Annotated in this window: 22 protein-coding genes and 1 pseudogene; 13 read left to right on the forward strand and 10 right to left on the reverse strand. The window is 57.4% G+C overall.

Features of this window, described 5'->3' with window-relative positions:
* Positions 1 to 763 precede the first annotated feature (763 nt).
* From RRU01S_RS26785 to RRU01S_RS22325, 4 genes and pseudogenes are all read left to right on the forward strand, one after another.
* Positions 764 to 937, forward strand: a pseudogene (locus RRU01S_RS26785) (GntR family transcriptional regulator); the annotation flags it as partial.
* Positions 938 to 1,034: 97 nt separating this feature from the next.
* A complete protein-coding gene (locus RRU01S_RS26790) occupies positions 1,035 to 1,457 on the forward strand; it encodes a GntR family transcriptional regulator (RefSeq protein WP_234936209.1) in 423 nt (140 codons plus the stop codon).
* 8 nt (positions 1,458 to 1,465) lie between these two features.
* Positions 1,466 to 2,377, forward strand: coding sequence for a dihydrodipicolinate synthase family protein (locus RRU01S_RS22320; RefSeq protein ID WP_045232491.1), 912 nt, complete (start codon positions 1,466 to 1,468; stop codon positions 2,375 to 2,377).
* A gap of 36 nt (positions 2,378 to 2,413) precedes the next feature.
* A complete protein-coding gene (locus tag RRU01S_RS22325; RefSeq protein ID WP_045232442.1) occupies positions 2,414 to 4,060 on the forward strand; it encodes an acyltransferase in 1,647 nt (548 codons plus the stop codon).
* Between the two features lie 9 nt (positions 4,061 to 4,069).
* Here the strand turns inward: RRU01S_RS22325 and RRU01S_RS22330 are convergent, their stop codons facing one another.
* From RRU01S_RS22330 to RRU01S_RS22355, 6 genes are all read right to left on the reverse strand, one after another.
* On the reverse strand, positions 4,070 to 4,948 hold the full coding sequence (locus RRU01S_RS22330; RefSeq protein WP_045232443.1) for an aldose epimerase family protein: 879 nt from the start codon (positions 4,946 to 4,948) through the stop codon (positions 4,070 to 4,072).
* Positions 4,935 to 6,122, reverse strand: coding sequence for a galactarate dehydratase (locus tag RRU01S_RS22335; RefSeq protein ID WP_045232444.1), 1,188 nt, complete (start codon positions 6,120 to 6,122; stop codon positions 4,935 to 4,937). The genes RRU01S_RS22330 and RRU01S_RS22335 overlap by 14 nt, the downstream gene beginning before the upstream one ends.
* Before the next feature lie 38 nt (positions 6,123 to 6,160).
* Entirely contained in the window at positions 6,161 to 7,888 is a 1,728-nt protein-coding gene (locus RRU01S_RS22340) for an ABC transporter ATP-binding protein (protein ID WP_045232492.1), read from the reverse strand.
* 8 nt (positions 7,889 to 7,896) lie between these two features.
* On the reverse strand, positions 7,897 to 9,021 hold the full coding sequence (locus RRU01S_RS22345; RefSeq protein ID WP_045232445.1) for an ABC transporter permease: 1,125 nt from the start codon (positions 9,019 to 9,021) through the stop codon (positions 7,897 to 7,899).
* Positions 9,022 to 9,030: 9 nt separating this feature from the next.
* Positions 9,031 to 10,017 carry an ABC transporter permease gene (locus RRU01S_RS22350; protein ID WP_045232446.1) on the reverse strand — a complete coding sequence of 329 codons (987 nt, stop codon included), beginning with the start codon at positions 10,015 to 10,017 and terminating at the stop codon, positions 9,031 to 9,033.
* Between the two features lie 113 nt (positions 10,018 to 10,130).
* Positions 10,131 to 12,080, reverse strand: coding sequence for an ABC transporter substrate-binding protein (locus tag RRU01S_RS22355; RefSeq protein ID WP_045232447.1), 1,950 nt, complete (start codon positions 12,078 to 12,080; stop codon positions 10,131 to 10,133).
* Positions 12,081 to 12,308: 228 nt separating this feature from the next.
* On the opposite strand from RRU01S_RS22355, the gene RRU01S_RS22360 reads away from it, so the two are divergent.
* On the forward strand, positions 12,309 to 13,028 hold the full coding sequence (locus RRU01S_RS22360; protein ID WP_045232448.1) for a FadR/GntR family transcriptional regulator: 720 nt from the start codon (positions 12,309 to 12,311) through the stop codon (positions 13,026 to 13,028).
* Between the two features lie 2 nt (positions 13,029 to 13,030).
* A complete protein-coding gene (locus tag RRU01S_RS22365) occupies positions 13,031 to 13,912 on the forward strand; it encodes an SMP-30/gluconolactonase/LRE family protein (RefSeq protein WP_045232449.1) in 882 nt (293 codons plus the stop codon).
* Positions 13,913 to 13,946: 34 nt separating this feature from the next.
* On the opposite strand, the gene RRU01S_RS26265 is transcribed toward RRU01S_RS22365, so the two are convergent.
* The 3 genes from RRU01S_RS26265 to RRU01S_RS22375 form a co-directional block, all read right to left on the reverse strand.
* Positions 13,947 to 14,105 carry a hypothetical protein gene (locus RRU01S_RS26265; protein WP_165572264.1) on the reverse strand — a complete coding sequence of 53 codons (159 nt, stop codon included), beginning with the start codon at positions 14,103 to 14,105 and terminating at the stop codon, positions 13,947 to 13,949.
* 165 nt (positions 14,106 to 14,270) lie between these two features.
* Entirely contained in the window at positions 14,271 to 14,462 is a 192-nt protein-coding gene (locus tag RRU01S_RS22370; protein WP_045232450.1) for a hypothetical protein, read from the reverse strand.
* 141 nt (positions 14,463 to 14,603) lie between these two features.
* Entirely contained in the window at positions 14,604 to 15,620 is a 1,017-nt protein-coding gene (locus RRU01S_RS22375; protein WP_045232493.1) for a substrate-binding domain-containing protein, read from the reverse strand.
* Between the two features lie 262 nt (positions 15,621 to 15,882).
* Here RRU01S_RS22375 and RRU01S_RS22380 point away from each other — a divergent pair, with 262 nt between their 5' ends.
* From RRU01S_RS22380 to RRU01S_RS22410, 7 genes are all read left to right on the forward strand, one after another.
* A complete protein-coding gene (locus tag RRU01S_RS22380) occupies positions 15,883 to 17,148 on the forward strand; it encodes an ABC transporter substrate-binding protein (RefSeq protein ID WP_045232451.1) in 1,266 nt (421 codons plus the stop codon).
* Positions 17,149 to 17,214: 66 nt separating this feature from the next.
* On the forward strand, positions 17,215 to 18,186 hold the full coding sequence (locus tag RRU01S_RS22385; RefSeq protein WP_045232452.1) for a carbohydrate ABC transporter permease: 972 nt from the start codon (positions 17,215 to 17,217) through the stop codon (positions 18,184 to 18,186).
* Complete coding sequence (locus RRU01S_RS22390; protein ID WP_045232453.1) at positions 18,183 to 19,016, forward strand: carbohydrate ABC transporter permease; 834 nt, start codon at positions 18,183 to 18,185, stop codon at positions 19,014 to 19,016. Before RRU01S_RS22385 ends, RRU01S_RS22390 begins: the two co-directional genes overlap by 4 nt.
* Before the next feature lie 10 nt (positions 19,017 to 19,026).
* Positions 19,027 to 20,052 carry an ABC transporter ATP-binding protein gene (locus RRU01S_RS22395; RefSeq protein ID WP_045232454.1) on the forward strand — a complete coding sequence of 342 codons (1,026 nt, stop codon included), beginning with the start codon at positions 19,027 to 19,029 and terminating at the stop codon, positions 20,050 to 20,052.
* Between the two features lie 63 nt (positions 20,053 to 20,115).
* Entirely contained in the window at positions 20,116 to 20,901 is a 786-nt protein-coding gene (locus tag RRU01S_RS22400; protein ID WP_045232455.1) for a ThuA domain-containing protein, read from the forward strand.
* 6 nt (positions 20,902 to 20,907) lie between these two features.
* Positions 20,908 to 21,957 (forward strand): Gfo/Idh/MocA family protein, encoded by a 1,050-nt coding sequence (locus tag RRU01S_RS22405; RefSeq protein ID WP_045232456.1) that lies wholly within the window; start codon positions 20,908 to 20,910, stop codon positions 21,955 to 21,957.
* A 220-nt stretch (positions 21,958 to 22,177) separates the two neighbouring features.
* Positions 22,178 to 23,467: a Gfo/Idh/MocA family protein gene (locus RRU01S_RS22410; RefSeq protein ID WP_052816209.1), complete on the forward strand. Its 1,290-nt coding sequence runs from the start codon at positions 22,178 to 22,180 to the stop codon at positions 23,465 to 23,467.
* A 318-nt stretch (positions 23,468 to 23,785) separates the two neighbouring features.
* Here the strand turns inward: RRU01S_RS22410 and RRU01S_RS22415 are convergent, their stop codons facing one another.
* On the reverse strand, positions 23,786 to 24,535 hold the full coding sequence (locus RRU01S_RS22415) for an SDR family oxidoreductase (protein WP_045232458.1): 750 nt from the start codon (positions 24,533 to 24,535) through the stop codon (positions 23,786 to 23,788).
* Positions 24,536 to 24,551 lie beyond the last annotated feature (16 nt).

The following is a 24,551-nucleotide window of genomic DNA, read 5'->3' on the forward strand; positions in this document are numbered from 1 at the left end:
CAAGTTGAGAATTCAATCATTGACTTAAATCACGTTATTCTGAATCGACGAGAACTTCACACCAATCCTTAAAACCAACCAAACGCTTCACAGCGCTCAATCAATCCAGCAATCCGAAGATCGCCAAAAGGACCAGGTGTATTCTCATTAAAACGTGACCGTCAAAGTCTCTTTCAAAGAACAGGCATCTCTACCCGTCCCGCAAGCCTCGCCGCCCACGTTTCTCTTTCTTCCATATTCAATTGTCAAAAAACAGACACACATCAGTGTCAAAAAAACCTAACCAAAACCAACCAAGGCCCTGATCCAAAAGACAAAACTCGTAAGCCTAATCTTCAGTTTTCTCAAGAACGAAGGACATCGTCGCTAGCAGCGCCGCCGCCCTCGTCAGTGAGCGGACTTATAGAGGAACACCCCGAAACAAGTCAACAGCCACCAAACAAGAAAAATCAGAAAATATCTAACTGTATGTTTTAATAAAGCTATTTTCCCTTTCTGCCAAAAACACCCCTTCGACTGCACAAGTTCCCCCCAAATCGCTAAAACGCAAGATGCCCACACCTTTGCTGGAGAGGTGGGGGTAGAGGTTGCTTCTGATATTAACGCTGCTGGTTCAAATAGCCCTCCTCCCGTCTGATCAAGGACCGTCCTCAAATCTCCATGTTTCTTCCATTGAGGATCGACACCAATCTGAAATCTGATATATCAGATTGGTGTTGCTGGCAGCGTATGTGGTATCGTGCAGGACAATAAAGGCTTGGCCATGGAGGCAAACAGGATATCGCGGATCGATCCGCAATTACTGACGAGTTTGCGTGACCATGTGCATCGCAACTTGAGAACAGCGATCCTGTCTAGGAGCTTTGCGCCGGATGAGCGGTTGAACGAGCGCCAGCTTGCGCAACAGCTCGGCGTGAGCACGACACCGATCAAAGAAGCCCTGCGGCAACTGGAAGCGGAAGGCCTGGTCGAGACGCTGTCACGGCGTGGCGTGATCATTCGTTTCAACGTCGATTGGGCCGAGGAAAACGATTTTGGCGCGTGCTGCGCTGGAATCAATGATCGCGCATCTCGCGGCCAAACGATTAGTGCCAGAGGCACGAGATGCGCTGGAGCGAACCATCGAGAAAATGCAGAGCGCGACGGCCGAAGGTGGTGTCGATGAGCTCATTGCCCTTAATGAGACATTTCACGACCAAATCCACGTCGCTTCGCAATGCCGGTACCTTGCCAAAATGATCGAGCGGCAGCGTTTCTATGATGCGAGTATTCGGCGCGTCATTCATCTGGACCCCAGCGAGTGCACCAAGGCGCTGGAAGAACATACACATATCGCACAAGCCATTATCGCCGGGGAAAGCGACTGTGCGGAAAGAGCTATGCGCGACCACGTTATGCGTTCGGGTGCGACATATTTGAAGATGATTTTTGATAAAACGGGAGGAGATCAGACGTGAACGAAGCAATGGAAAAAGTTCGCACCGCATTGAAGGGCATATCCGGTGTTCCGGTGACGCCCTATGGTGCCGACGGGAACATCGATACCGACAAACTCTCCGCACTCATCACAAAAATGGCCGATGCCGGCGTGCACAATCTGATGGTGGCGGGAAACACAGGTGAGTTCTTTACATTGACGCTGGATGAGGTTCGGGTGGTCCACCGCACAGCGATAAAGGCGGCGAACGGTAAATCTCTCGTCAGTGCGGCTGTCGGCCGTTCCCTGACCGAGGCCAAAGCACTTGCGCGCGATGCCATTTCCGAAGGCGCCGACGCCATTATGGGACATCACCCGATGGACCCGTTTGCAGGGCCGAGCTATCAGGCGAAATACTTCCTTGAACTGGCCGAGGCGTCGACCGTGCCCGTTATCGCCTATGTGCGTAGCGACAGTTTCTCCGTCCAGGACTTTCGCACGTTGGCGCTGCATCCCAATATCGCCGGCATCAAATTCGCCTCCGGCAATCTGATGCTGTTGGCCGAAGTCATCAGAGCGACAAAGGATGCACCCGCCATCTGGGTTTGCGGACTGGCAGAAGGCTGGGCACCGGCCTTTTATGCGATGGGCGCGCGTGGTTTCACCTCTGGTCTCGTCAATGTCTTTCCAGAGCGTTCGCACGCCATTCACCGGGCTTTGGAAATGGGCGATTACGAGACCGCACGCGGGCTGATCGATGGTATTGCCAGTTTCGAAGCCATGCGGACGAAGTATCACAATGGTGCCAATGTCACCGTCGTCAAGGAAGCGATCGGGATGTTGGGGACCGATGTGGGGCCTGTTCGCACCCCTGGCGTCGAGACGTTGAACGAGGCCGAGCGTTCAGAACTTCGACACATTGTCGAGCGTGTGAAGCGTGAGATTGCATCAATCGCTTGAGGCCGCCTGGATCACCTGTTGCCTTTGAGGTTTACAATGGACAATGACCCGGACCTTGAGGCCGAGCGTGAAAAGCGGCTTCAGGTTTTGACATGGGAGCGCCGACACGATGACATCAATGCCCCGGCGCAGGTGGCGTTCAAGAAACGTCTGACCGACATCGCCGGTGCTGATCTTGCTGACACCGCTTATATCGCCCGAGAGGCGCATGTGTTTGCCGCGCAATTGAGGCTCGGGGAGAACTCATGGATTGCGGGTCATGCCATCGTGCGCGGCGATGTGGAGTTTGGTGCCAATTGCACGGTCAATCCTTATGCCTGCATTTCCGGTAAGGTGCGATGCGGCAATGGTGTCCGCATTGCGTCTCTCGTCTCGATCGTCGGCTTCAACCACGGGTTCGATGATCCCGACGTGCCGATCTACCAGCAAAAGCACGAGACGTTAGGAATTACCATTGGCGACGATGTCTGGATCGGTGCCAATGCCGTGGTGCTGGATGGTGTGACCATCGGCAAAGGCGCGGTCATCGCCGCCGGTTCGGTTGTCGTGAAAGACATCCCGGACATGGCGATTGCCGCAGGCGTGCCTGCCAAGGTCATTCGCAAGCGTGGCGAAAAGGCTGCCACCGTCAAATCGCGTCGGGGCGAGGTATCGCAGTCATTGCAGCGGATCGGTAAGGTTGGGTCCGCGCAGTGGCGCGGCATTCTTGAGCGCGCGAAACGCGATGGCCGCTACGTCTCGGCTGGGGCCGATGGTGTGCCACAGACCAGCCTCAGACATGAATGTGACGCCATCGAAATCGCGGCCGGTTTTGGCGAGGTACCGGCGGGAGAAGAGGCAGCAGGTATCGCCACGCGTCTGCGCGCATTTCAGGACCCGGCCAGCGCGTTCTTTCCCGATCCATTTTTGCCGCCCCTGCCCGGCACCGATATTCGCGAGGATTATCCCGCTCTCTATAACGTGCTGGCAATTGGCTACGCGTTGGAAATCCTGGGGTCTCATCCACAACACCCGATATCGGGCGCGCAGATGGACACGCCATCTCTTTGCGCGTGGCTCGATCGCCTGCCCTGGAGCACCCGCGCGTGGCGGTGCGGAGACCGGATCGATGCCATCGGCACGGCGCTTTACTTCAACGCCCGCTACTTTGGCGCGGGTTCGGGACGGGAGGCCCTGTTTGGATGGCTGACGATGCATGCCGACCGCACCACCGGGCTCTGGGGTAAACCGACAGCGCAGGATGGTCTGCTGCAACCCGTCAACGGTTTTTACCGCCTGACACGCGGGACCTATGCCCAGTTCGGCCTGCCGGTCCCCTTCCCGGACGCTGCCATCAACTCCGTCATCACTCACTATCGAAACTATGCTGGTTTTTCGGGTGAGACCTATACGGCCTGCAATCTGCTCGACACGGTCCATCCGCTCTGGTTGTGCCTGAAGCAAACAGATGCGAGGCGCAAAGAGGCGGAAATAATGGCCGAAACCATTATCTTGCAATGCGCTGACCAGTGGCAGGAGAATGAAGGCTTTGCCTTTGCCGCAGGTCAACAACCAAGCCTGCAAGGCACGGAGATGTGGCTGTCGACCCTGCACATTGCGGCAGATTTGCTGGGATTTGCCGACGAATTTGCTTTCGTGCCCAAAGGCATCCACCGGACGCAGGCTGTCGGCATGGGATTGTGACGTGAGGTCTTAATCAGAAGAATTGTGAATGTGCAGGCATATTGTGCCGGTCAGGCTGTCTCCCGGTGACAGGATCGTGAGCCCCCAATCGGCCCGATGCTGTTCCGGCTGGTGCAGAGCACCGGCTGCCATGGAAACCGGCTCGAGGCAGACATAGTTTTCCGTGCGGTGCGCAGCCAGATGGTGGAAGACCGGATCTGCCTCTAAGACCAGATGGAAGCCTCCGTCCAAGCGAATCCCTGCCTTGGACCAGTTCGCCAGATGCTGGGTATAGCCTGCCGCGGCGGGGAGCGTCGACGCTGCGCGGGCGCAAGGCGGACTGCCGGTGGGGACGTCATGCGCATCCAGCGGATAGGCAAGAGACGCATCTGTCCAAACATCGTCCTCCAGCCCGACGGCGAAATAGGGATGCCAGCCGATACCAACGGGTGCCGGAACGGCTGCGCGGTTCGTGATGGTGAGCTTCACTGAAAGCTCCTGCCCGTTTAATGAGAATGACTGTTGGGCTTCGAAAGCAAACGGCCATTCGGCATCGGCTGCATATTCGAGAGACAGCGTGGCCTGATTGGCTTTGTGGCTTGCAATGCGCCATGGGCGACGATGCGCGGGGCCGTGCATGGCATCAGGACCGAGTGCTGGGTGCGGCATCACATGATACTCAACGCCGGCATGGTCGAAAGATGCACGGTAGAGCCTGTTATGGTAAGGAAAGAGCGGATAAGCCCCGGCCTTCGGCCAGTCCAATGGCTCGAACACCTCTGCTGTAGTCGGCACAAGCAGATCGCCAACATCCGCATGAGCGAGATGCATCATGCGTCCACCCCATTCAGGGCAGATGCGGGCCGAGAACGGCCCGCTGGCGATCGAAATCACATTAGGCGAAGGCATAGGAACCGTCTGGCCGTTTCGGGACGCGGCGCTGCCAGTGGACGTAACCATCCTCTTGCATCGCCTTCTCATCCATCTCGACACCCCAGCCGGGGCGGTCTGGCCGCAATTCGAGGTAACCGTCCTTGGGCAGATAGGGATCGACGACGTAACGGGTCTCGTCCTCGCGTTTTTCCAGATCCGTGCCACCATAGACATAGCATTGGCCCTTGGGCAGGCGGTATTCCAGAATGCGGAAATTCTGCTGGGCGGCAGAGAAATGGACGTTGGCGGCAGTGGCGAGCGGCCCCATGGGATTGTGCGGCGCGATGCTGACGAAATGTGCTTCCGCCAGCGTTGCGATGCGGCGCATTTCCGATATGCCGCCGACGACGCAAATATCCGGCTGAATGATATCGGCACCCTTGACCTGCAAGAGCCGCAGAAATTCATTGCGGTTATACAGGCTTTCGCCGGTGGCCAGCGTGCAGTTCAGCCCCTGCTTCAAGTCGCCCCACATCTCGATATTCTCAGGACGCAAGGGCTCTTCGAAAAACAGCGGATCATATGGCGCCAGCGCATTACCAAGCTGACGGGCCGCGGCGGGTTCAAAAATCTTGGCGTGGGCATCGAAGGCGATATCGTAATCCGAGCGCACGGTTTCGCGAAGCGACCGGAAATAGTCTGCCGAACTTTTGACGACCTCGCCCCAGCGATGGGCGTGGATATCGAGACGCCATGGGCTGAGCTTGAAGGCGGTGAAGCCCCACTCTTCGTTCAGACGGTCGAACTCCTCCTTCGCCGCCGGTGCATCCGGGGCGGTGTAGACACCGGCATAGACCTTGATGCGGTCACGAACTTCCCCGCCAAGCAACTTGTAGACCGGCACGCCAGCGGCCTTGGCGGCTAGATCCCACAGGCAATGGTCGAGCGCCGAAATGGCGGAAAGCCCCAGTGCGCCCGGAGGAAAACGGTTCTGCTGAAGCATGAGGTTATAGAGATATTCCACCCGCGTCGGGTCTTCGCCCGCAAGGAAGTTGTAGAGGTAATCGAGGATCGGCGGCAAAGCGAGATCGGGGCCGTGATTGTAGCATTCGCCCCAGCCGGTCAGCCCGTCATCGGTATCCAGCGCCACGACAACCCGCGGACGGTCCTTGTCGCGGGTAACGAATACCCGCATGCGATCGATTTTCATGCTCTTGTCTTCCTCATGAATTTCAGCCGGCGCACCGTTTATCCGGCTTTGCTTTCTGTCGTGATGGCAGGTGCGACGTAACGGAAACGGCGGGTGCGATCCCGGTCACGCGGATCGGGTCGTGGAATGGCGGAGAGAAGCGCCTGCGTGTAGGGATGATCCGGCGCGTTGCAGACCTTCTCCGCATCACCTACCTCCACCAGCTTGCCGCGATACATGACGCCGACGCGGTCACACATATATCTGATGACGCCGATATCGTGGGAAATGAAGATGTAGGCGAGACCAAGTTCGTCCTGAAGTCGCATCAGCAAATCCAGAACTTGGAAGCGAACGGAGACGTCAAGCGCTGAGGTCGCCTCATCGGCAACGATGATGCGCGGTCGAAGCGTGATGGCGCGGGCGATGCCGATGCGCTGGCGCTGGCCGCCAGAAAAGGCGTGCGGGTAGCGTTCACGCCCGGCAGGGTCTAGCCCGACCTGATCCATCAGCGCGCAAACGCGCTCGTCCAGTTCCTTGCCCTTGGCGATGCCATTGACAAGAAGCGGTTCACCGATGACCTGCGCCACCGTCATGCGCGGGTTGAGCGAACCGAACGGGTCCTGAAACACCATGCGCAATTCGCGCCGGGCGGTTTTGAGTTCAGCGCCTTCGATCTTGGCCAGATCGACAACCGTACCATCCACCTTACGATAGAGCATCTCGCCGCCAGTCGGGTCATAGAGACGCATGATGGAGCGGCCCATGGTGGTCTTGCCGGAACCGCTTTCCCCGACGATGCCGAGTGTTTCGCCGGGTAAAAGCTTGATGGACACACCGTCCAGCGCCTTCATATCGCCGAAGTGCATGGAGAGATCCTTGACCTCGAGAATGGGTGCGGCTGTCAGATCGAGCGGCGGCCGGGCGAGCCGTATTTCGGCTTTCTGCTCCAGCTTTAAAACGGAGCCGATCAGCATGCGGGTGTAAGGGTCCTGCGGGCTGTGGAAGATTTGCTCGACTGTGCCATATTCCTTGGCAACGCCGTGGTGCATGACAAGCACGTCATCGGCAATCTGCGCCACCACACCCATGTCATGGGTGATGAACAACACGGCCATGCCTTGCGCCTTTTGCAGACGGGCGATGAGATCGAGGATTTCTGCCTGTGTGGTGACGTCGAGTGCTGTCGTCGGCTCATCCGCGATCAGCAATTGCGGTTTGCAGGCAAGCGCCATGGCAATCATGGCGCGCTGGCGCATGCCGCCCGAATATTGAAAGGCATATTTGTCCAGCGCCGTTTCCGGATTGGGAATCTCGACCTGCCGCAGCAGTTCGATAGCTTCCGCGCGCGCCTGTGCCTTGCTCATCTTCAAATGCAGTCGCAGCACTTCGGTGATCTGATCGCCAACTGTGTGAACCGGCGACAGCGACGACATCGGCTCTTGAAAGATCATCGCAATGTCCGCACCGCGCACCGAGCGAATGGCGCGGCTACGCGGGTCGAGCTTCGCCAGATCCAGCGTCGTGCCGTTGGCGCGGTTGAGGATAATGGCGCCGGACGCGATATGGCCGGGGCTGTCGATGATTTGCAGGATGGATCGGGCGGTGACGGATTTGCCGGAACCGCTTTCGCCCACAACACACAATGTCTTGCCGGGTTCTATGGAAAACGAGAGATCGTTGACGGCGCGGAAGACACCATTGCGCACCGGAAACTCGGTGACCAGATTGCGGACTTCCAAAAGCGGCTTGGCATTGGCAGGCTTGATTGCGTGGATATCGCTCATCTGTGGCCTCACTTGTTGTAGGGGTCGGCTGCGTCGCGCAGACCGTCACCCAGCAGGTTGAGCGCCATGACGGCGACGACCACGGCAACACCGGGCAGGAACAGCCAAGGTGCAGTTGCGATGGAGCGAATATTCTGGGCTTCGCGTAGCAGCACGCCCCACGAAATCGTCGGAGGCTGAAGGCCGAGGCCAAGGAATGACAGCGACGTCTCCGCAAGGATCATTGCCGGGACGGCCAACGTGACCGAAGCGATGATATGGCTGGAGAAGCTGGGCAACATATGACGGAAAATGATGCGCCTTTCGGGCACGCCATCCAGCCGCGCGGCAGCCACGAACTCTTCCGTTCTAAGCGACAGGAAGCGACCACGCACAACGCGGGCAAGCTGTGCCCAACCGGTGAGCGACAGGATGATGGTGATCATCATGTATTGCAGTGTCGCAGGCCAGCCCTGCGGCAGTGCCGCGGCCATGGCGAGCCAGATGGGGATGGTGGGCAGCGACAGCACGAAATCGATCACGCGCTGCATGACGAAATCGATGCGTCCGCCATAGTACCCTGAGATACCGCCTAAAACGACGCCGAGCAGCAGCGAGAAAAACACGCCGACAAGACCGATGGAGAGCGAGATTTGCGACCCCTGCACAACGCGGCTGAAGACATCGCGCCCGAGACGATCCGCCCCGAACAAGAAGAGAGGACGTGTCTTATCGGTGGAGGCCAGAAGATGGATGTCGGTGTTGAACAGGCCAAGGACCGAATATTCGTACCCACGACCGAAAAGCTGAATGGGGATTTTCTTGCCCGTATCTTCCACGAACACGGCGGCCAGCGTTTCGGGATCGCGCGTCAGCTTCAGCGGATAGTAGTGAAGACCGACGGAGAAGCCATCTGTCGTATCGATGAAATGAACACGTTGCGGTGGATAGAAGGTGGCGCGCGCATTTTGCAATACCGGATCATTGATGGCAAAAAAGCCGGGCACCAGCGCCACGATATACATGGCAACGGTAATGAACAGCGCGACCATGGCCAGCCGGTGGCGTTTGAACGCCCACCAGATGAGCTGCCATTGCGAGGCGACGGCGGCGCGGTCTGGGCGGACAGCGGTGGTGATGGCAATGTCACTCATGACGCCCTCCTATTCGAGACGGATTCGGGGATCGACCAGCGCCAGCAGGATATCGCTGATCAGCGATCCGATGAGGGTCAGCGCGCAGATCAGGAGCACGAAGGCCCCGGCGAGATACATGTCCTGCGCCATCAACGACTGCAAAAGCAGCGGTGCGGCAGTGGGCAGGTTGAGCACGATGGCAACGACGACCGAGCCCGAAATGAGGTTCGGCAGCAGCCATGCAATGGTGGAAATGAAGGGGTTGAGCGCAATTCTCAAAGGATATTTCGTCAGCAGGCGAAACTCCGACAGGCCCTTGGCGCGCGCCGTGGTCACATAGGGTTTCGGCAACTCGTCCAGCATATTGGCGCGCATGACGCGGATGAGGCTGGCAGTAGAAGAAATGGCGAGAATGGCGACCGGCAGCCAGATATGCGCCATGAGATCCACCATCTTGGCGATGCTCCAGGACGCCGTTTCATATTCCGGCGAAAACAACCCGCCGACATCCGCTCCAAACTCGACCGCCGCGATATACATCAGCACCAGCGCCAGCAGGAAAGACGGCACGGAAAGGCCGAAAAAGGAAAAGGCGGTAAAGAGATAATCGCCGATGGAATATTTGCGAACAGCAGAGAAAACGCCGATGGGAAGGGCTATGGCCCATGTCGCCAGAAGGCTTGCGACAGCCAGAACCAGCGTCAATGCCATGCGTTCCCAGATCAGACCCGACACCGGCTGCTGCCACTCGAACGATATGCCGAAATCACCACGGCTGACGATGCCCCATATCCATTTCAGATATTGCAGGATCATCGGGTCATCGAGCCCGAAACGCTCTCGCAACTGGGCCGCCGTGTTGTGATCGATGACCTCGTTGGAAGCGGCCAGGGTCGCGATATAAGTCGTCACATAGTCGCCGGGTGGCAACTGGATGAGCACGAAGGCCAGAAAACTGACGGCAAACAGGGACGGGATCATCCACAGCAGGCGTTTCACGATAAAAATCAGCATGTCGCTCTCGCAATCATTTCACCGCGCGCACCGACCATACGAGAAGACGGATGACGGGCGGTCGACACAATCTGAACAGGCGTCGCTGTGGCCAGCGACGCCTGCGTGGCGCTTTAGCTTGTGAAGGTAAACTGTTGCGGCAGCGCCGGACCCGGGTTCGGCCACGACCAGCTATCGGGTTCCGTCTCCGGCACATTGCGCAGATTGTTGCGGATGATACCGAAACCACCCACTGCAAGGCAAAGACCGATGGTCTCGAATTCGTCCGCCGCGATATCGAAGATTTGCTTCATCTTCTCGCCACGGATTGCAAGATCGGCGGTGGAACGCGCCTCATCGAACAGTTTGAAGCGCTGCTTCTGACTTTCCGGCGGCTCCTCGCCCCTTTGGCCGTTGGACGTGTACCAGATGGCCCAGGGAATGGCATAACGCGACCCTTGAGGGTGGAACGCGAAGAAATCACGTGGGTCCAGCATCGGGTCAAGGCCGCCGGGGCCGGGCCAGACGGCCGCATCATGGGCATTGTCATCGCCGCGTGTGTAATAGAGCGCACGCTCGATGGTGTTGACCTTGATATCGACGCCGATCTGCGCCCACTGCGCCTTTACCAGTTCCAGAGCATCGACCAGATCAGGATAGAGCGTCGGGATGACGTCGATGGAGAAGAACACCGGCTGACCGTCGGGACGCAGGCGCATGCCGTTGTCGTTTTTCTTGTCGTAGCCAGCCGCGTCGAGAAGCTGATTGGCCTTGTCGGCATCGTATTCGATGTTCTGGCGGGCCAGTTTTTCGTGATACCAGGGGTGGGTCGGGCGCGGTCCGGCCTGATAGCCCTCGCTCTGGCCGAAATAGACGATATCAACGATCTCCTGACGGTTGAGAGCGATCGACAACGCCTGACGGAACGACTTGTCGGCGAACATCTTGCGCATCGCCGGGTCTTTATGGGTGATGTTGAGATAGATCTGGCACTGCTGCGCAGCCGATGGCACCAGCGTCAAAAGCCGGTAATCGCCCTTTTTCATGTTCTGCGACAGCGTCGGCTTGTTGGCGAGAACGCTGATATGGCGTTCCTGAATGTCGATCTTGCCGGAGATGACATTCAGCATCAGCGATTCCACATCCTGCGAAATGCCGAAATTGACCTCATCGATATAAGGCAGCTGGTTGCCTTCGGTATCGACCTGCCAGAAATACGGGTTGCGCGTCATGACGACACGGGTCGCCCCACCGGAATAGGGCTCCTTGACCACCCACGGGTCCAGCGTCGGTTTGTCAACATTCGACCAGCGCGAGGGTATCTCGATATCACCGCACTTGGCGCGGAATAGCTCGGTCCAGCTGGAAACACCGGCGGCTTTCACATCGGCATCCAGCGCCGTGTTGTATTTGGGCAGGAACTTGCTGCAGTAATGCTTGGCAAACATCGTCGGATGCTGACCGAGCGGTGTTGCGAGATTTTCGAGATAAAGCGCGTTGGGCGCCGCGAAGGTGAACTTGACGGTGAAGTCGTCGATCTTTTCGACGTTGACCGCCTTGCCCGCGACGGATAGCTGGGCTGGGGTGGCGCTGTAGAGCTCCTTGTTCTTGATGCAGTCCTCGATGGCGAACACCACGTCATCTGCGGTGAAGGGATGGCCATCAGACCATTTGGCACCCTGCAACAGATGGAACGTGAACTGCGTCGCGTCGGTGTTGATCTCCCACTTTTCGGCGAGGTTCGGCAGAACTTCCGTGAAGTCCATGTTCCAGCGCACAAGGCTCTGGTTGCCGACCATGCGCAGGATGCCGTTGTGGTCCGACGAACCGCGCAGACCGCGGCGAAGCGTTCCGCCATAGGTGCCGACCTTTTCGTGCGGCGTCACCACCATCGGATTTTTCGGCAAACGCTCGGCCAGTGGCGGCAACTTGCCGTCTTTTACCAAAGCTGCCAGCGCTGGCGCTTCCTTGCCTGCTGCGGCTTTGGCAGAGGTCCCCACGAGGGACATCGCAGCGACACCCCCAAGCCCGGCCACAAAGGTACGGCGCGTCACGCCCAGCGAAAATACATCACCAACGCTCATAGAATATCCTCCCAAAATCTCCCCGGCAGCGGCAAGGGCTCCCGCCCCGCCACAACGGCCCTCCCGGCCAGCCAGCGCACCGATCCTCCACCGGCATGCAGACCATATGAGCGTTTTCAGATGATTACAAGTATTGACAGATTTTTACAGATTTTTTATTGAGGTGAGCGAAACGCGGTCACTGAGAGGGCAAATGGCCAACTCGGTTTAACGGACAAAGGGGCGCTGATGCACAATCTGGCCACACCCGCCCCACCCAAGAGCGAAACGCGCTTTAGCGATATCATCTACGAAAAGATCGTCGGTATGATTTCGGATGGGCGTTTTCCCATCAACGAACGTTTGCCGTCCGAGCAGAATTTGACGGTCATGTTCGGGGCGTCCCGCCCGGTCGTGCGCGAAGCACTGGAACGGTTGCGCAATGACGATCTGATCGTGTCCCGCAAAGGCTCCGGCTCTTATGTGCGCCAGCAACCGGATCTCTCGGTGCTACAACAGGTGCCGGTCGGCTCGCTGGCAGACATTCAACGCTTCTTCGAATTCAGGTCCGGTCTGGAATCCTCAGCTGCGGAACTGGCGGCACGCAACTGGCAGGCCGCCGACAGAGCCCGTATGGAGGAGGCACTCGTCGCACTGGAACACTGTCTCGAACGTGGCGATCTCGGCGCGGACGAAGACTTCGCCTTGCACGAAGCCATCGCCATCGCCAGCCAGAACCAGTTTCACATCACGGTGCGAACATGGTTCAAACCGCATTTTTCGATCGGCCAGTCCGTCACGCGCAGTCTCAGCCTCAAGCGCACACCGCAGCATGTGCGCGACGTGCAAAACGAGCATACCGCAATCGTTGACGCAATCTTTGCCCGGCACGAGCAGGCTGCTCACGATGCGATGAAGAACCATATTTTGAAGGCCAGAGCGCGAATGTTCCAGGGCGTGGGAGGCTGATCGTGACCGCACCTCAGATATTCGAACCGACGTTTCGCCAAATCATCGACGTGCCCTTACATGTGGGCGAATCCCCCGTGTGGGACGAGCGGACCGGCGATCTGTGGTTCGTCGATATTCTCGCGCCCGCGGTCTTTCGCCTCCGGCAGTCTGGAAAACTCGATCGCTTCGATATGCCCGCAGCGGTCGGCTGTCTTGGCCTTTGCGAAAGTGAGACAATCGTTGTTGGCCTACAAACGGGTGTGCATCTGCTCGATCCTGAAACAGGCAAGATCGAGCGTTTGTGCAACCCGGACAACGGGCGCGCCGACAGCCGTCTGAATGACGGCAAGGTGGGACCGGACGGGCACTTCTGGGTTGGAACGCGCGATGAAGCGGTGCCGCCAACCGGCAACGCCCGTCTCTACCGCGTCTCGCCCAGTGGAGATGTTCAATGTCTGATCGATGGCGGAATGCTGACATCGAACGGACTGGCGTGGAGCCCTGACGGCCGGACGATGTATCATTCAGACAGCAGCGGCCTGATGTACCAAATGTTCGATTTCGATCCTGTTACCGGCAAACTTGGCGCTGCAACGCGAATGCACGATTTCAAACCGGGTGAAGGCAGGCCGGATGGTGCCGCAACAGACTGCGAAGGCTATTACTGGAGTGCCGGGGTCAGTGCTGGACGGCTAAATCGCTTCTCTCCCGAGGGAGACCTGGTGGAAGTGTATCGCTTCCCATTCAACGGACCAACCATGCCATGTTTCGGCGGTTCAGATCTCAAAACGCTCTATCTGACAAGCTTGAGAACGGAACAGGCTGGCGCTATCGTTCCAGGCACGGTGATAGCGTTCGACGCGCCGGTCTCCGGAACGCCAGCACATCGCTTCAAATTTTAGTCGTTCTCATGAGTTGAACACATCGAAACGACGATCAAAGCACGCTTGGTGGATTGTCGTTTTCGTCCGGATTCGGAACTGGGGATTCATCTGGCAGGTGATCGGGCTCCGGTTCCTTGATCGGCGGAATATCCTGCCCCGGCGGCGCGGGTGGAATTTCACCGGGAACCGGCTCAACTGGCAACATGCTCATTTGTCTTCCCTAAAACTATTAAGGCGGGCAGTGCTTCGTCCGAAATCGCCTATTGGTCCACCCCTAGGTTCGCCAATTCAGTCCATTCAGGCGAAAATCTGCCCGCCTCATCATTAGTCGTGTTTGAAAACGCGGTCGTCCTGCCAAGGTTCCAATACGGAACAGTCACGCGAAGCCGAGCGAGTTCCTCGCCACTTCGCGCTGGTCACCATAATCGCGCAGATGGGCCTCATGGCCGTATTCGCGAATAACGGCTTGATCAGTCTGCGCTTCACGCATTTGGAGCAGAGCGTCGGCATAGGTGCCGGTCTCATCTTCCTGGATCATTGTGTGCTGAGTTTTCAGAAAATCGAACATGGCTTCCTCCCATTCGAAATTGATAACGCATCGATTGGCGCTAGCGTTCCCTCCACATTAGCGCAAACATTGATGGGTTATGAATCAAACATCTAACACGATTTTTTTGATAATGTGTTATATCAAAAGGTGAACAAAATATCAGCTTGCAGGCCCTGATGATTGCCGCAGCACGAGGTCGACAGGCCAGAGCTCCTGACATTCCTGCACGGGACGGCCAGCGATGATTTGCAACAGCAAATCCGTGACCCGCTCGCCCGCCATGCGCTGGGAAGAACGGGTGGTGGAGAGGGATGGCAACATGCTTTCCGGGGTCAGATACGGAAACACGTCATCATGTGCGATGACAGACACATCCTTGCCGATGGACAGGCCAAGTTGGCTGGCGGCACGATAGACACCTTGGGCCGTCATCATTGCGCCAGCGACGAATGCGGTCGGGCGCGCGGCTTTCTCCAGCAGGGAGCGTGCAAATTGAAATGCCGTCTCTTCACTGAACGGTGCCGACAGCATCATGCGCGCTTCAGCGGCAATCGCCATCGTTTCCAGCGCGTCGCGATAGCCTTTTTCACGGTCGATGGCAAACGTCCGGCCCTGCGGACCGTTGATGAAGGCGATATTCCGATGGCCACGCTCCAGTAAATGGACCGTCGAGAGATAGGCGACCGAATGGTTGTCGATATCCAGCCATGCGTGTTCGAACTTGGTGGCGGAGCGCCCGTGCACGATGAAGGGCACACCAAGCTTGTGCAGCAATGCGATCCGCTCGTCATCTGGACGGGGTGAGTGGATGATGATGCCATCGACACGACCACTGGCCGCCAAACGGCTGAAGATTTTGAGCTCTTCGTTGAGATCATTGTCGGTCGTGACGCTGACGGTGATGTCGGTATCCTCACCAACCAGACGGCTGGCCATACCGCCCATGAATTCCGAGAAGAAATGTCCGCCCCCGCTTCGACCCATGACGACGCCGATGGCACCGGCCTTTCCCGTGACGAGGCGCACCGCATTCGCATTGGGCCGATAGCCCAGCTTGCGGGCAGCGTCCATCACCCGTTCGCGGGTTTCCTGCCGCACCTCCGGATAACCGCCAAGCGCCCTGCTGACCGTCGTGGGCGACAATCCCACTTTCTCCGCGAATTCCTTGAGTTTCATGAGCCCTGCCGTTTTCCTTTGCATGCGTTGATCGGCGCAAAGTTTCAAGCTCTGAAATTTGAAATCGCTTTCAACACACAATAAGCGAAATGCATAGAACCCGAACCGAAACGTGAAATTCGTCCATATAACCACCGATTATTTCCACAGACGGAGAAATCAATACCCGTTGACAGCGTGAAAAGAATTTGAGAGCTTCCAAAAAGTCGAAAGCGTTTTCAATTTAGAGGATGATTGAAAAACGCCATGGAGGAGTTTGACGATGAATATTTCAACGAGAATCTTGTATTTATGCAGTGGCGTCCTGTTGGTTGGGATAAGTGCCCAGGCAGCCGAAATTTCGATGGCTGCGAATTCCACTGGCAAAAACCTGAATTTCATCCGCGAGCAACTGGCGGCATTCGAGAAGCAGACCGGTCACAAGGTCAAGCTGGTGACTATGCCGCCTTCGTCCAGCGAGCAGTTCAGCCAGTACCGCCTGTGGCTGGCCGCCGGAAATACTGACGTTGACGTCTATCAGACCGACGTCGTCTGGGCACCTCAGCTGGCAGAACAGTTCGTGGATTTGACGGACGCTGCCAAGGATGTCGTTGCCAAGCACTTCCCATCCGTCATCGCGTCGCAGACTGTCGATGGCAAGCTTGTTGCCATGCCCATGTACACCGATGCTCCCGCCCTCTTCTACCGCAAGGACCTGCTGGAAAAGTACGGTAAGCAGCCACCCAAGACCTGGAAGGAACTGGCCGAGACGGCCAAGGATGTTCAGGACAAGGAACGCGAAGCCGGGCAGAAAGACATGTGGGGCTTCGTGTTTCAGGGCAGCGCCTATGAGGGCCTGACCTGCAACGCGCTGGAATGGATTGCATCAGCCGGTGGTGGGCATATCGTCGAGACCAATGGCGACATTAGCATCAACAACGAAAAGGCAGCCGCAGCCCTTGAAACAGCCAAGAGCTGGATCGGAACGATTTCTCCGCCGGGCGCTCTTGCCTATAAGGAAGAGGAAGCACGCGGCGTTTGGCAGACGGGCAATTCTGTCTTCATGCGCAACTGGACCTATGTCTATGCGCTGGGCAATGGCGGTGACAGCGCCATCAAGGGCAAGTTCGGCGTCGTGCCTCTGCCAGCGGGCACGGAAGGTGAAGCAGCCGCGTCCACTCTGGGCGGCTGGAATGCGGCGGTTTCCAAATATTCCAAGAACCAGGAAGCCGCGATTGCGCTGGTGAAATTCCTGGGCTCCGAAGAAACACAGAAAAAGCGAGCCGTCGAGCTTTCCAACATGCCGACCATCGCATCGCTCTATGATGACAAGGATGTTGCCGCAGCGCAGCCCTTCATGCCGCTGTGGAAGCCGATTTTCGAGACCGCCGTGCCCCGCCCATCTGCGGCAACGAAAATCAAGTATAACGAAGTTTCCGCCAAGTTCTGGGGTGCGGTTCACAACACGCTGTCCGGCACCGGTACGGCTGCTGAAAATCTCGAACTACTCGAAGTCGAGCTCACCGACCTCAAGGGTAGCAGCTGGTAATTCGGCCCGCCCCGTCAGGCGGCTGCCGATGGCCGCTTGACGTCATACGACATTGTGGGAAGCGACATGACCCAAATATCCCCTGACCGGCCCGCAGTGGCGGCGATCGGTTCCGATCTCCAATCGGAACGTCTTCGCTCCGCATGGCTGTTTCTGGCCCCGACATTTCTGACACTGGCACTGGTTGCCGGCTGGCCGCTGATGAGGACCGTCTGGTTCAGTCTGACGGATGCTTCGCTGACTAGCCTGTCCGATGCACATTTCGTCGGCCTGAAGAACTATTTCTCGTGGATTACGCTGAGCAGTGGCCGCACCGTCTATCGCGGTCTCCTGGCAGACCCCGCCTGGTGGGGTGCGGTGTGGAACACATTGAAATTCACGCTGGTCTCCGTGTCAGTCGAAACGGTTCTGGGGTTGATTGTCGCACTGGTGCTGAATGCCGAATTCAAGGGACGCGGCCTCGTTCGCGCCGCCATTCTCATTCCCTGGGCCATTCCGACCATCGTATCGGCGCGCATGTGGGCGTGGATGCTGAACGACCAGTTCGGCATTCTTAACGACATGATGCTGAACCTGGGCCTCATCTCGCAAAAGATCGCCTGGACCGCCAATCCCGAGACAGCGATGACGGCAGTGCTGATCGTGGATGTGTGGAAGACGACACCCTTCATGGCCCTGCTCATTCTGGCCGGTCTTCAGATGGTGCCGAAGGATATGTATGAGGCCGCCAAGGTGGATGGTATTCATCCGATCAAGGTCTTCTGGCGGGTGACGCTTCCGATGATCCGGCCTGCACTGATGGTTGCGGTAATTTTCCGCATGCTGGATGCCATGCGCGTCTTTGACCTCATCTACATTCTGACGCCGAACAATTCCCAGACCCGCACCATGTCTGTGCTGGCGCGTGAAAACCTGTTCGACTTCGACAAGTTCGCATATGGCGCAGCAGCTTCGACCATGCTGTTCCTCATCATCGCCTCCATCACCATCATCTATATGTGGCTTGGCCGGGTGAACACCGATGGAGGCGCAAAATGACCGCATCCAGCCTCATCAAGAACACGGCGTTTTACGCGCTGGTCGCCGTCATCGTCATCGTTGCGGTGTTTCCCTTCTATTACGCGATCCTGACGAGCTTCAAAACCGGAACGGCGCTGTTCGAGATCAACTATCTGCCGACGAACATTTCCTTCAGCAATTACAGCGATGTGCTGGGCAATGACAGCTTCCTGCGCAATCTCGGCAATTCGCTGCTGGTCGCGACATGCGTCGTGGCGCTCTCGCTTTTTCTCGCCGTTACCGCCGCCTATGCGCTGGCTCGGGTGCGCTTCAGAGGCCGCTCGCTTCTGCTGCTGACCATCCTGTCGGTTTCGATGTTTCCGCAGATTGCGGTGCTTGCAGGTCTGTTCGAGCTCATTCGCTGGGCCGGTGTCTTCAATACGCCGCTTGCACTGATCTTCTCCTACATGATTTTCACCCTGCCCTTTACGGTCTGGGTTCTGACGACCTTCATGCGGGATCTGCCGGTCGAAATCGAGGAAGCGGCAATCGTGGATGGCGCTTCACCCTGGGTCATCATTACGCAGGTGTTCCTGCCCTTGATGTGGCCCGCCTTGGTGACGACGGGATTGCTGGCCTTCATCGCGGCGTGGAACGAGTTCCTGTTCGCCTTGACCTTCACCTCGTCCAACGAACAGCGGACTGTGCCCGTCGCGATCGCGCTTTTATCCGGCAGTTCGCAATTCGAAATACCATGGGGCACGATCATGGCGGCCTCCGTCATCGTCACAGTGCCCCTCGTCATCCTCGTTCTGATCTTCCAGCGACGTATCATTTCCGGCCTGACGGCTGGTGGCGTCAAAGGTTAGGAGACCATTCATGACCAGCATTCAGTTGCGCAATATCAAAAAATCCTTCGGCGCTTTCGACGTGATCAAAGGCATCGACATGGACATTCGCTCCGGCGAATTCATGGTCTTCGTCGGCCCCTCCGGCTGCGGCAAATCCACCCTGCTTCGCCTCATCTGCGGGCTGGAGGAAATCACCGCGGGTGAGCTTTCTTTCGAAGGTCAGGTCGTCAACCGGCTGACGCCCGCCAATCGTGGCGTGGCCATGGTGTTCCAGTCCTATGCGCTTTATCCGCATATGACGGTTTTCGAGAACATGGCTTTCGGCCTGAAGCTTGCCGGATCGACGAAAGACGAGCGCCGCAAGCGCGTGGAGGCAGCAGCGGAGATGCTGCAACTGACGCCCTATCTGGAACGTCTGCCCAAACAATTGTCAGGCGGACAACGCCAGCGCGTCGCCATCGGTCGCGCCATCGTGCGCGACCCCAAGGTGTTTCTGTTCGATGAGCCGCTGTCCAACCTCGATGCCGCCCTGCGTGTGGCAACGCGTCTCGAAATCGCCAAATTGAACCGCAGTATGCCTGACACGACAATGATCTATGTCACTCATGATCAAGTGGAGGCCATGACGCTAGCGGACAGAATTTGTGTGTTGCGTGATGGCCGTGTCGAACAGGTCGGCACGCCGCTCGAGCTTTACGAAACACCCGTCAACACCTTCGTTGCGGGCTTCATCGGCTCACCCAAAATGAACTTCCTGACCGGTAAACTCGCCGAAGCCTATGGAGCCCATACCGTCGGCATCAGACCCGAACACATTACCGCTGCAGCGGATGCCGGGGGCTGGACCGGTGATATCATTCATTCGGAAATGCTGGGCTCCGACACCTATGTCTATGTGGATATGGGCACCGAGGAGCCGGTGGTGGTGCGCGAGGAAGGCGTTTCCGCCCGGCAACCCGGCCAGAAACTCACCCTCTCACCGCTGCCTGAACACATTCACCGCTTCGACGCACAGGGCGACGCCTTGCCGAAAGCCCAAACGCGCGCCGCCTGAACCCATCAAGACCCTCTTCACCGGCAGTCCTCTCACAACGCCGGTCCATCAAGGAGCATAAGCATGACTATCAACACCGTCGTTTGGGGCGAGAACATCCATGAGCACATCAACGAAACGGTGCGTTCGCTCTACCCCAACGGCATGCACACGACGATTGCCGATGCGCTTAACAAAACGCCTGAGATCAACGCGACCACGGCGACGCTTCAGGAGCCGGAACACGGGCTTTCGCAAGAACGGCTTGATAAGACGGACGTTCTCGTTTGGTGGGGCCACAAGGACCACGGCTCGGTTCAGGACGAGATTGTCGAGCGCGTTGCAAAGCGCGTCTGGGAAGGCATGGGCCTCATCGTGCTGCATTCCGGCCACTTCTCCAAGCCGTTCAAACGTCTGATGGGAACGCCTTGCGCTTTGAAATGGCGTGAGGCGGGCGAACGTGAACGCGTCTGGACTATCAATCCGCGGCATCCGATCGCAGCCGGTCTGCCCGAGCATTTCGAGCTGGAAAACGAGGAAATGTACGGCGAGCAATTCTCTGTGCCGGAACCACTCGAAACCGTCTTCATTTCCTGGTTCCAGGGCGGCGAGGTGTTTCGCTCAGGCCTGACATGGAGGCGCGGTGCTGGTAACATCTTCTATTTCCGCCCGGGCCACGAAACCTACCCGACCTATCACGATGCCAACGTCCAGAAGGTCATCAGCAACTCCGTCAAATGGGCTTATAATCCAGCCTCCGCATTGACCGGTATCCATGACGCCCCCAACGTTCCCGTCGATCAGGCCCCGGAGAAGATCGAAGAGCGTGGTCCGAAATTGCACGCGGCTGGTGAAGCAGGTTACAGGTAATCCATCATGAAACTTCTGATTCTCGGAACAGGCGGCATGGCCAACAGCCATGTCATGCATTTTTCTCAAATCTCCGGCGTTGAGCTCGTCGCTGCTGTGGATGTGGACGATGTCGTGGTGCGCGCCTTTGCACTGCGCCACAGCATCCCCCTCACCTTCACCTCGCTGGATGACGCCATTGCATGGGGCGAATTCGACGCGGTTGCCAACGTCACGCCCGACGCCATCCACCACCCTACAACACTCAAGCTGCTGGCCGCGGGCAAGCATGTGTTTTGCGAAAAGCCTTTGGCCGAAACATATGCCAAGGCGGCAGAAATGGCGGATGCGGCAGAAAAGGCCGGGCTCGTCGCCATGGTCAACCTCACCTACCGCAATGTCGCACCGCTTCAGGCAGCACGCCAGATGGTCAAGGACGGCACCATCGGCAAGCTGCGCCATCTGGAGGCCTCCTACCTGCAAAGCTGGCTGGTTTCCAAAGCTTGGGGCGACTGGATGACGGAGAGCAAATGGCTCTGGCGCCTGTCCACCAAACACGGCTCCAATGGTGTGCTGGGTGACGTGGGCATCCACATCCTCGACTTCGCGTCCTATGGTGCCGGCACGGATGTGGAGCGTATCTTCACGCGATTGAAGACCTTCGACAAATACGAAGGCAACAGAATCGATGTCTACGATCTCGATGCCAATGACAGCTTCACCATGACGGCCGAATTCGACAACGGCGCGATGGGCGTCATCCATGCCACGCGCTGGGCAACCGGCCATTTGAACGAACTTCGCCTTCGCCTCCATGGTGACAAAGGTGCGCTGGAAGTCATTCACACGCCTGACTACTCCAAACTTCGCGGTTGCCTTGGGGAAGACGTTGAGAAGGCGATTTGGCGCGATATCGAAGTGGAGCCGGTACAGACGAACTACGAGAAGTTCGCCAGCATCGTCATGCAGGGCGGCAAGGCAGACCCCGATTTCCGCCACGCCGCCAATCTCCAGAAGGTGCTCGATCTGTCGATCGTGACCGATCGCGAGCGCCGCGAGATCGCCGTCTCGGGTTAAGTTTTTGGCTGATAGATCCAAATGAAAAGGCGGCCTTTTGGGCCGCCTTTTTAGATTTTGGCAGCGCAATTTCCAAATCCCAGACATCCGCAAATCAGTGCAATGCAGCATGGGAAATCCACTTGCATTAAAATCATAATATGACTTAATGCTTAGGTAATATCAGTTTCTCGCCAAGCCATACGTCGCTCAAAATCTTTATGCAGCAAAGGGAAGAGCAGTGAAAATCGCCATAGTAGGATGCGGATCGCGTCACAAGATGTTTCGCGATTCCATCACGCAAGACTATCCTGATCAACATGAGATCGTCGCCTTGTGCGACAGCAACGCCCACCGTCTGGGTGAAGCGGCGAATGCCATATCGAAACCCGGCACGAATGGCGTTCCGACCTATCTGGCTGAAAATTTCGACCAGCTGATCGCAGAGCAGAAGCCCGACACGGTCGTCATCGCCACCCCCGACTTTCTGCATTCCGATTATATCGTCAAGGCCTTCGAGGCAGGATGCGATGTGATCTGTGAAAAGCCACTCACCATTGACCTTTCGCGGCTAAAGCAGATTATTGATGCGCAAAAACGCACCGGCCGCAAGGTGATGGTGACCTTCAATTATCGCTACTCCCCTGCCCGTACGCAGGTCAAGGAGATGCTGGCATCCGGCATTATCGGCAAGGTAACGGCCGTCGATTTTCGCTGGCATCTCGACCGTGTCCATGGTGCGGATTATTTTCGTCGATGGCACCGGCACAAGGAAAACTCCGGCGGTCTCCTCGTCCATAAATCCACCCACCATTTCGACCTGCTCAACTGGTGGCTGGCATCCGCACCAACGGAAGTGTTTGCATCCGGCCAACGCGCCTTCTACCGGCCGGAAACAGCCGTCGAACTCGGGCTGCAAGACCACGGCCCCCGCTGTGCGGACTGTCCGGTGGCGGAGAGATGCGATTTTCGCCTTGATCTCTCCGCTGACGAACAGTTGCGCGCGCTTTATTTGGAGGCGGAAGACGAGGACGGCTATTTCCGTGACCGTTGCGTGTTCGACGCCGATATCGGCATCGAGGACACGATGCAGGCTCACATCCGTTACGCTTCCGGGGCTACGGCCAACTACACGCTGACTGCCTATTCGCCATGGGAAGGCCTCGAGATACGGTTTCAGGGCACGAAAGGCGAACTCATCCACAAACACATTGAGGTGCACGGTGTGTTCGGCGGCGTCAGAGAACGCGCCGATGACGAAGCCGTGACAACCCAACTGCATATCGCAGGGCAAGCGCCGCGAATGATCGAGGTCACCAAGGGCAAGGGCGATCACGGCGGCGCCGACCCTGTGATGTTGGGTTATATCTTCGATCCGCAATCCATGGAGCCGGATCGCTTCAATCGCGCCTCCGACCATGTGTCCGGGGCATGGTCCATCCTGACCGGGATCGCGGCAAATGCGTCGATTGACACGGGATCGGCAGTCAACATCCAAACGATGCTGACCTCGCGCGGCATTCAAATCTGACGGCTGAGCACACGAAAACATAACGGCAGCTGGATATCCGCCGCCGCATTTCAAAACAAATTTGGGAAGACCTAGAAAAGGAAAAGCCTGCCGCGGGAGGAGGTGCGGCAGGCTTTAAACTTGATCGACAACTGGGAGGAGGAGTGTTGTCGATCCACATCTCGCGACGCTGGGAGGAGGAGTGCGTCGCTTCGATGATTTGAATATAGCGCGCTCAACGAAATTTAACAGAGCGAGTATCGCAATGCAGCGATGCATTTTTTGCATAGCTAAGACAACGATGCCCGGTTTTTCATCAATCTGGCATCATCCAGGCGATCATTGGTCGCGGTGGACCTGAAAGCCTGCGAAGGATTGGTTGACCGGCATCAACTCTATGCTGTTGATATTGATGTGTTTTGGCTGCGACGCGACCCAGTGAATGGTGTTGGCGATATCATCCGGGACAATGGGATTGACGCCCTTGTACAATTTGTCGGATGCGTCCTGATTGCCGCCTGTGCGCACCACGGTGAACTCCGTTTCGCACATTCCGGGCTCGATGGATGTTATACGAACGCCTTTTCCGTGCATGTCTGAGCGTAGCCCCAGGGAAAACTGACGCAGAAACGCTTTCGTCGCCGCATAGACATTGCCGCCGGCATAAGGCCAGTGAGCCGCAACCGACGACAGATTGATGACGATGCCGCGCCGCTCGATCAGCGTGGGCAGCAGGTGATGCGTAATGTTGAGGAGGCCGGTGATATTGGTGTTCACCATCGTGTGCCAGTCCTTCAACGGCACGTCCGGTGCAGACGCCGTACCGAGTGCGAGACCCGCATTGTTGACCAGAACATCAATGTCCTGAAACTCTGGGGGCAATGTCTTGAACGCCGACGCCATCGCCTCTTCGTCGGTGATGTCGAACACCATGCCGTGGAACGAAGAACCCAGGTCTGCCCCCAACTCCGTAAGGCGCTCAGCGCGGCGGCCGGTGCCGATGACCTTCCAGCCATCCTTTGCGAAAAGCTTGGCCGTTGCCAGCCCAAAACCCGAGGTCGCACCCGTAATCAGAATTGTTCCGCTCATGTCACTGTCTCCGCTT

Origin of the sequence: Agrobacterium rubi TR3 = NBRC 13261, assembly GCF_000739935.1 — a bacterium.
GTDB lineage: Bacteria > Pseudomonadota > Alphaproteobacteria > Rhizobiales > Rhizobiaceae > Agrobacterium > Agrobacterium rubi.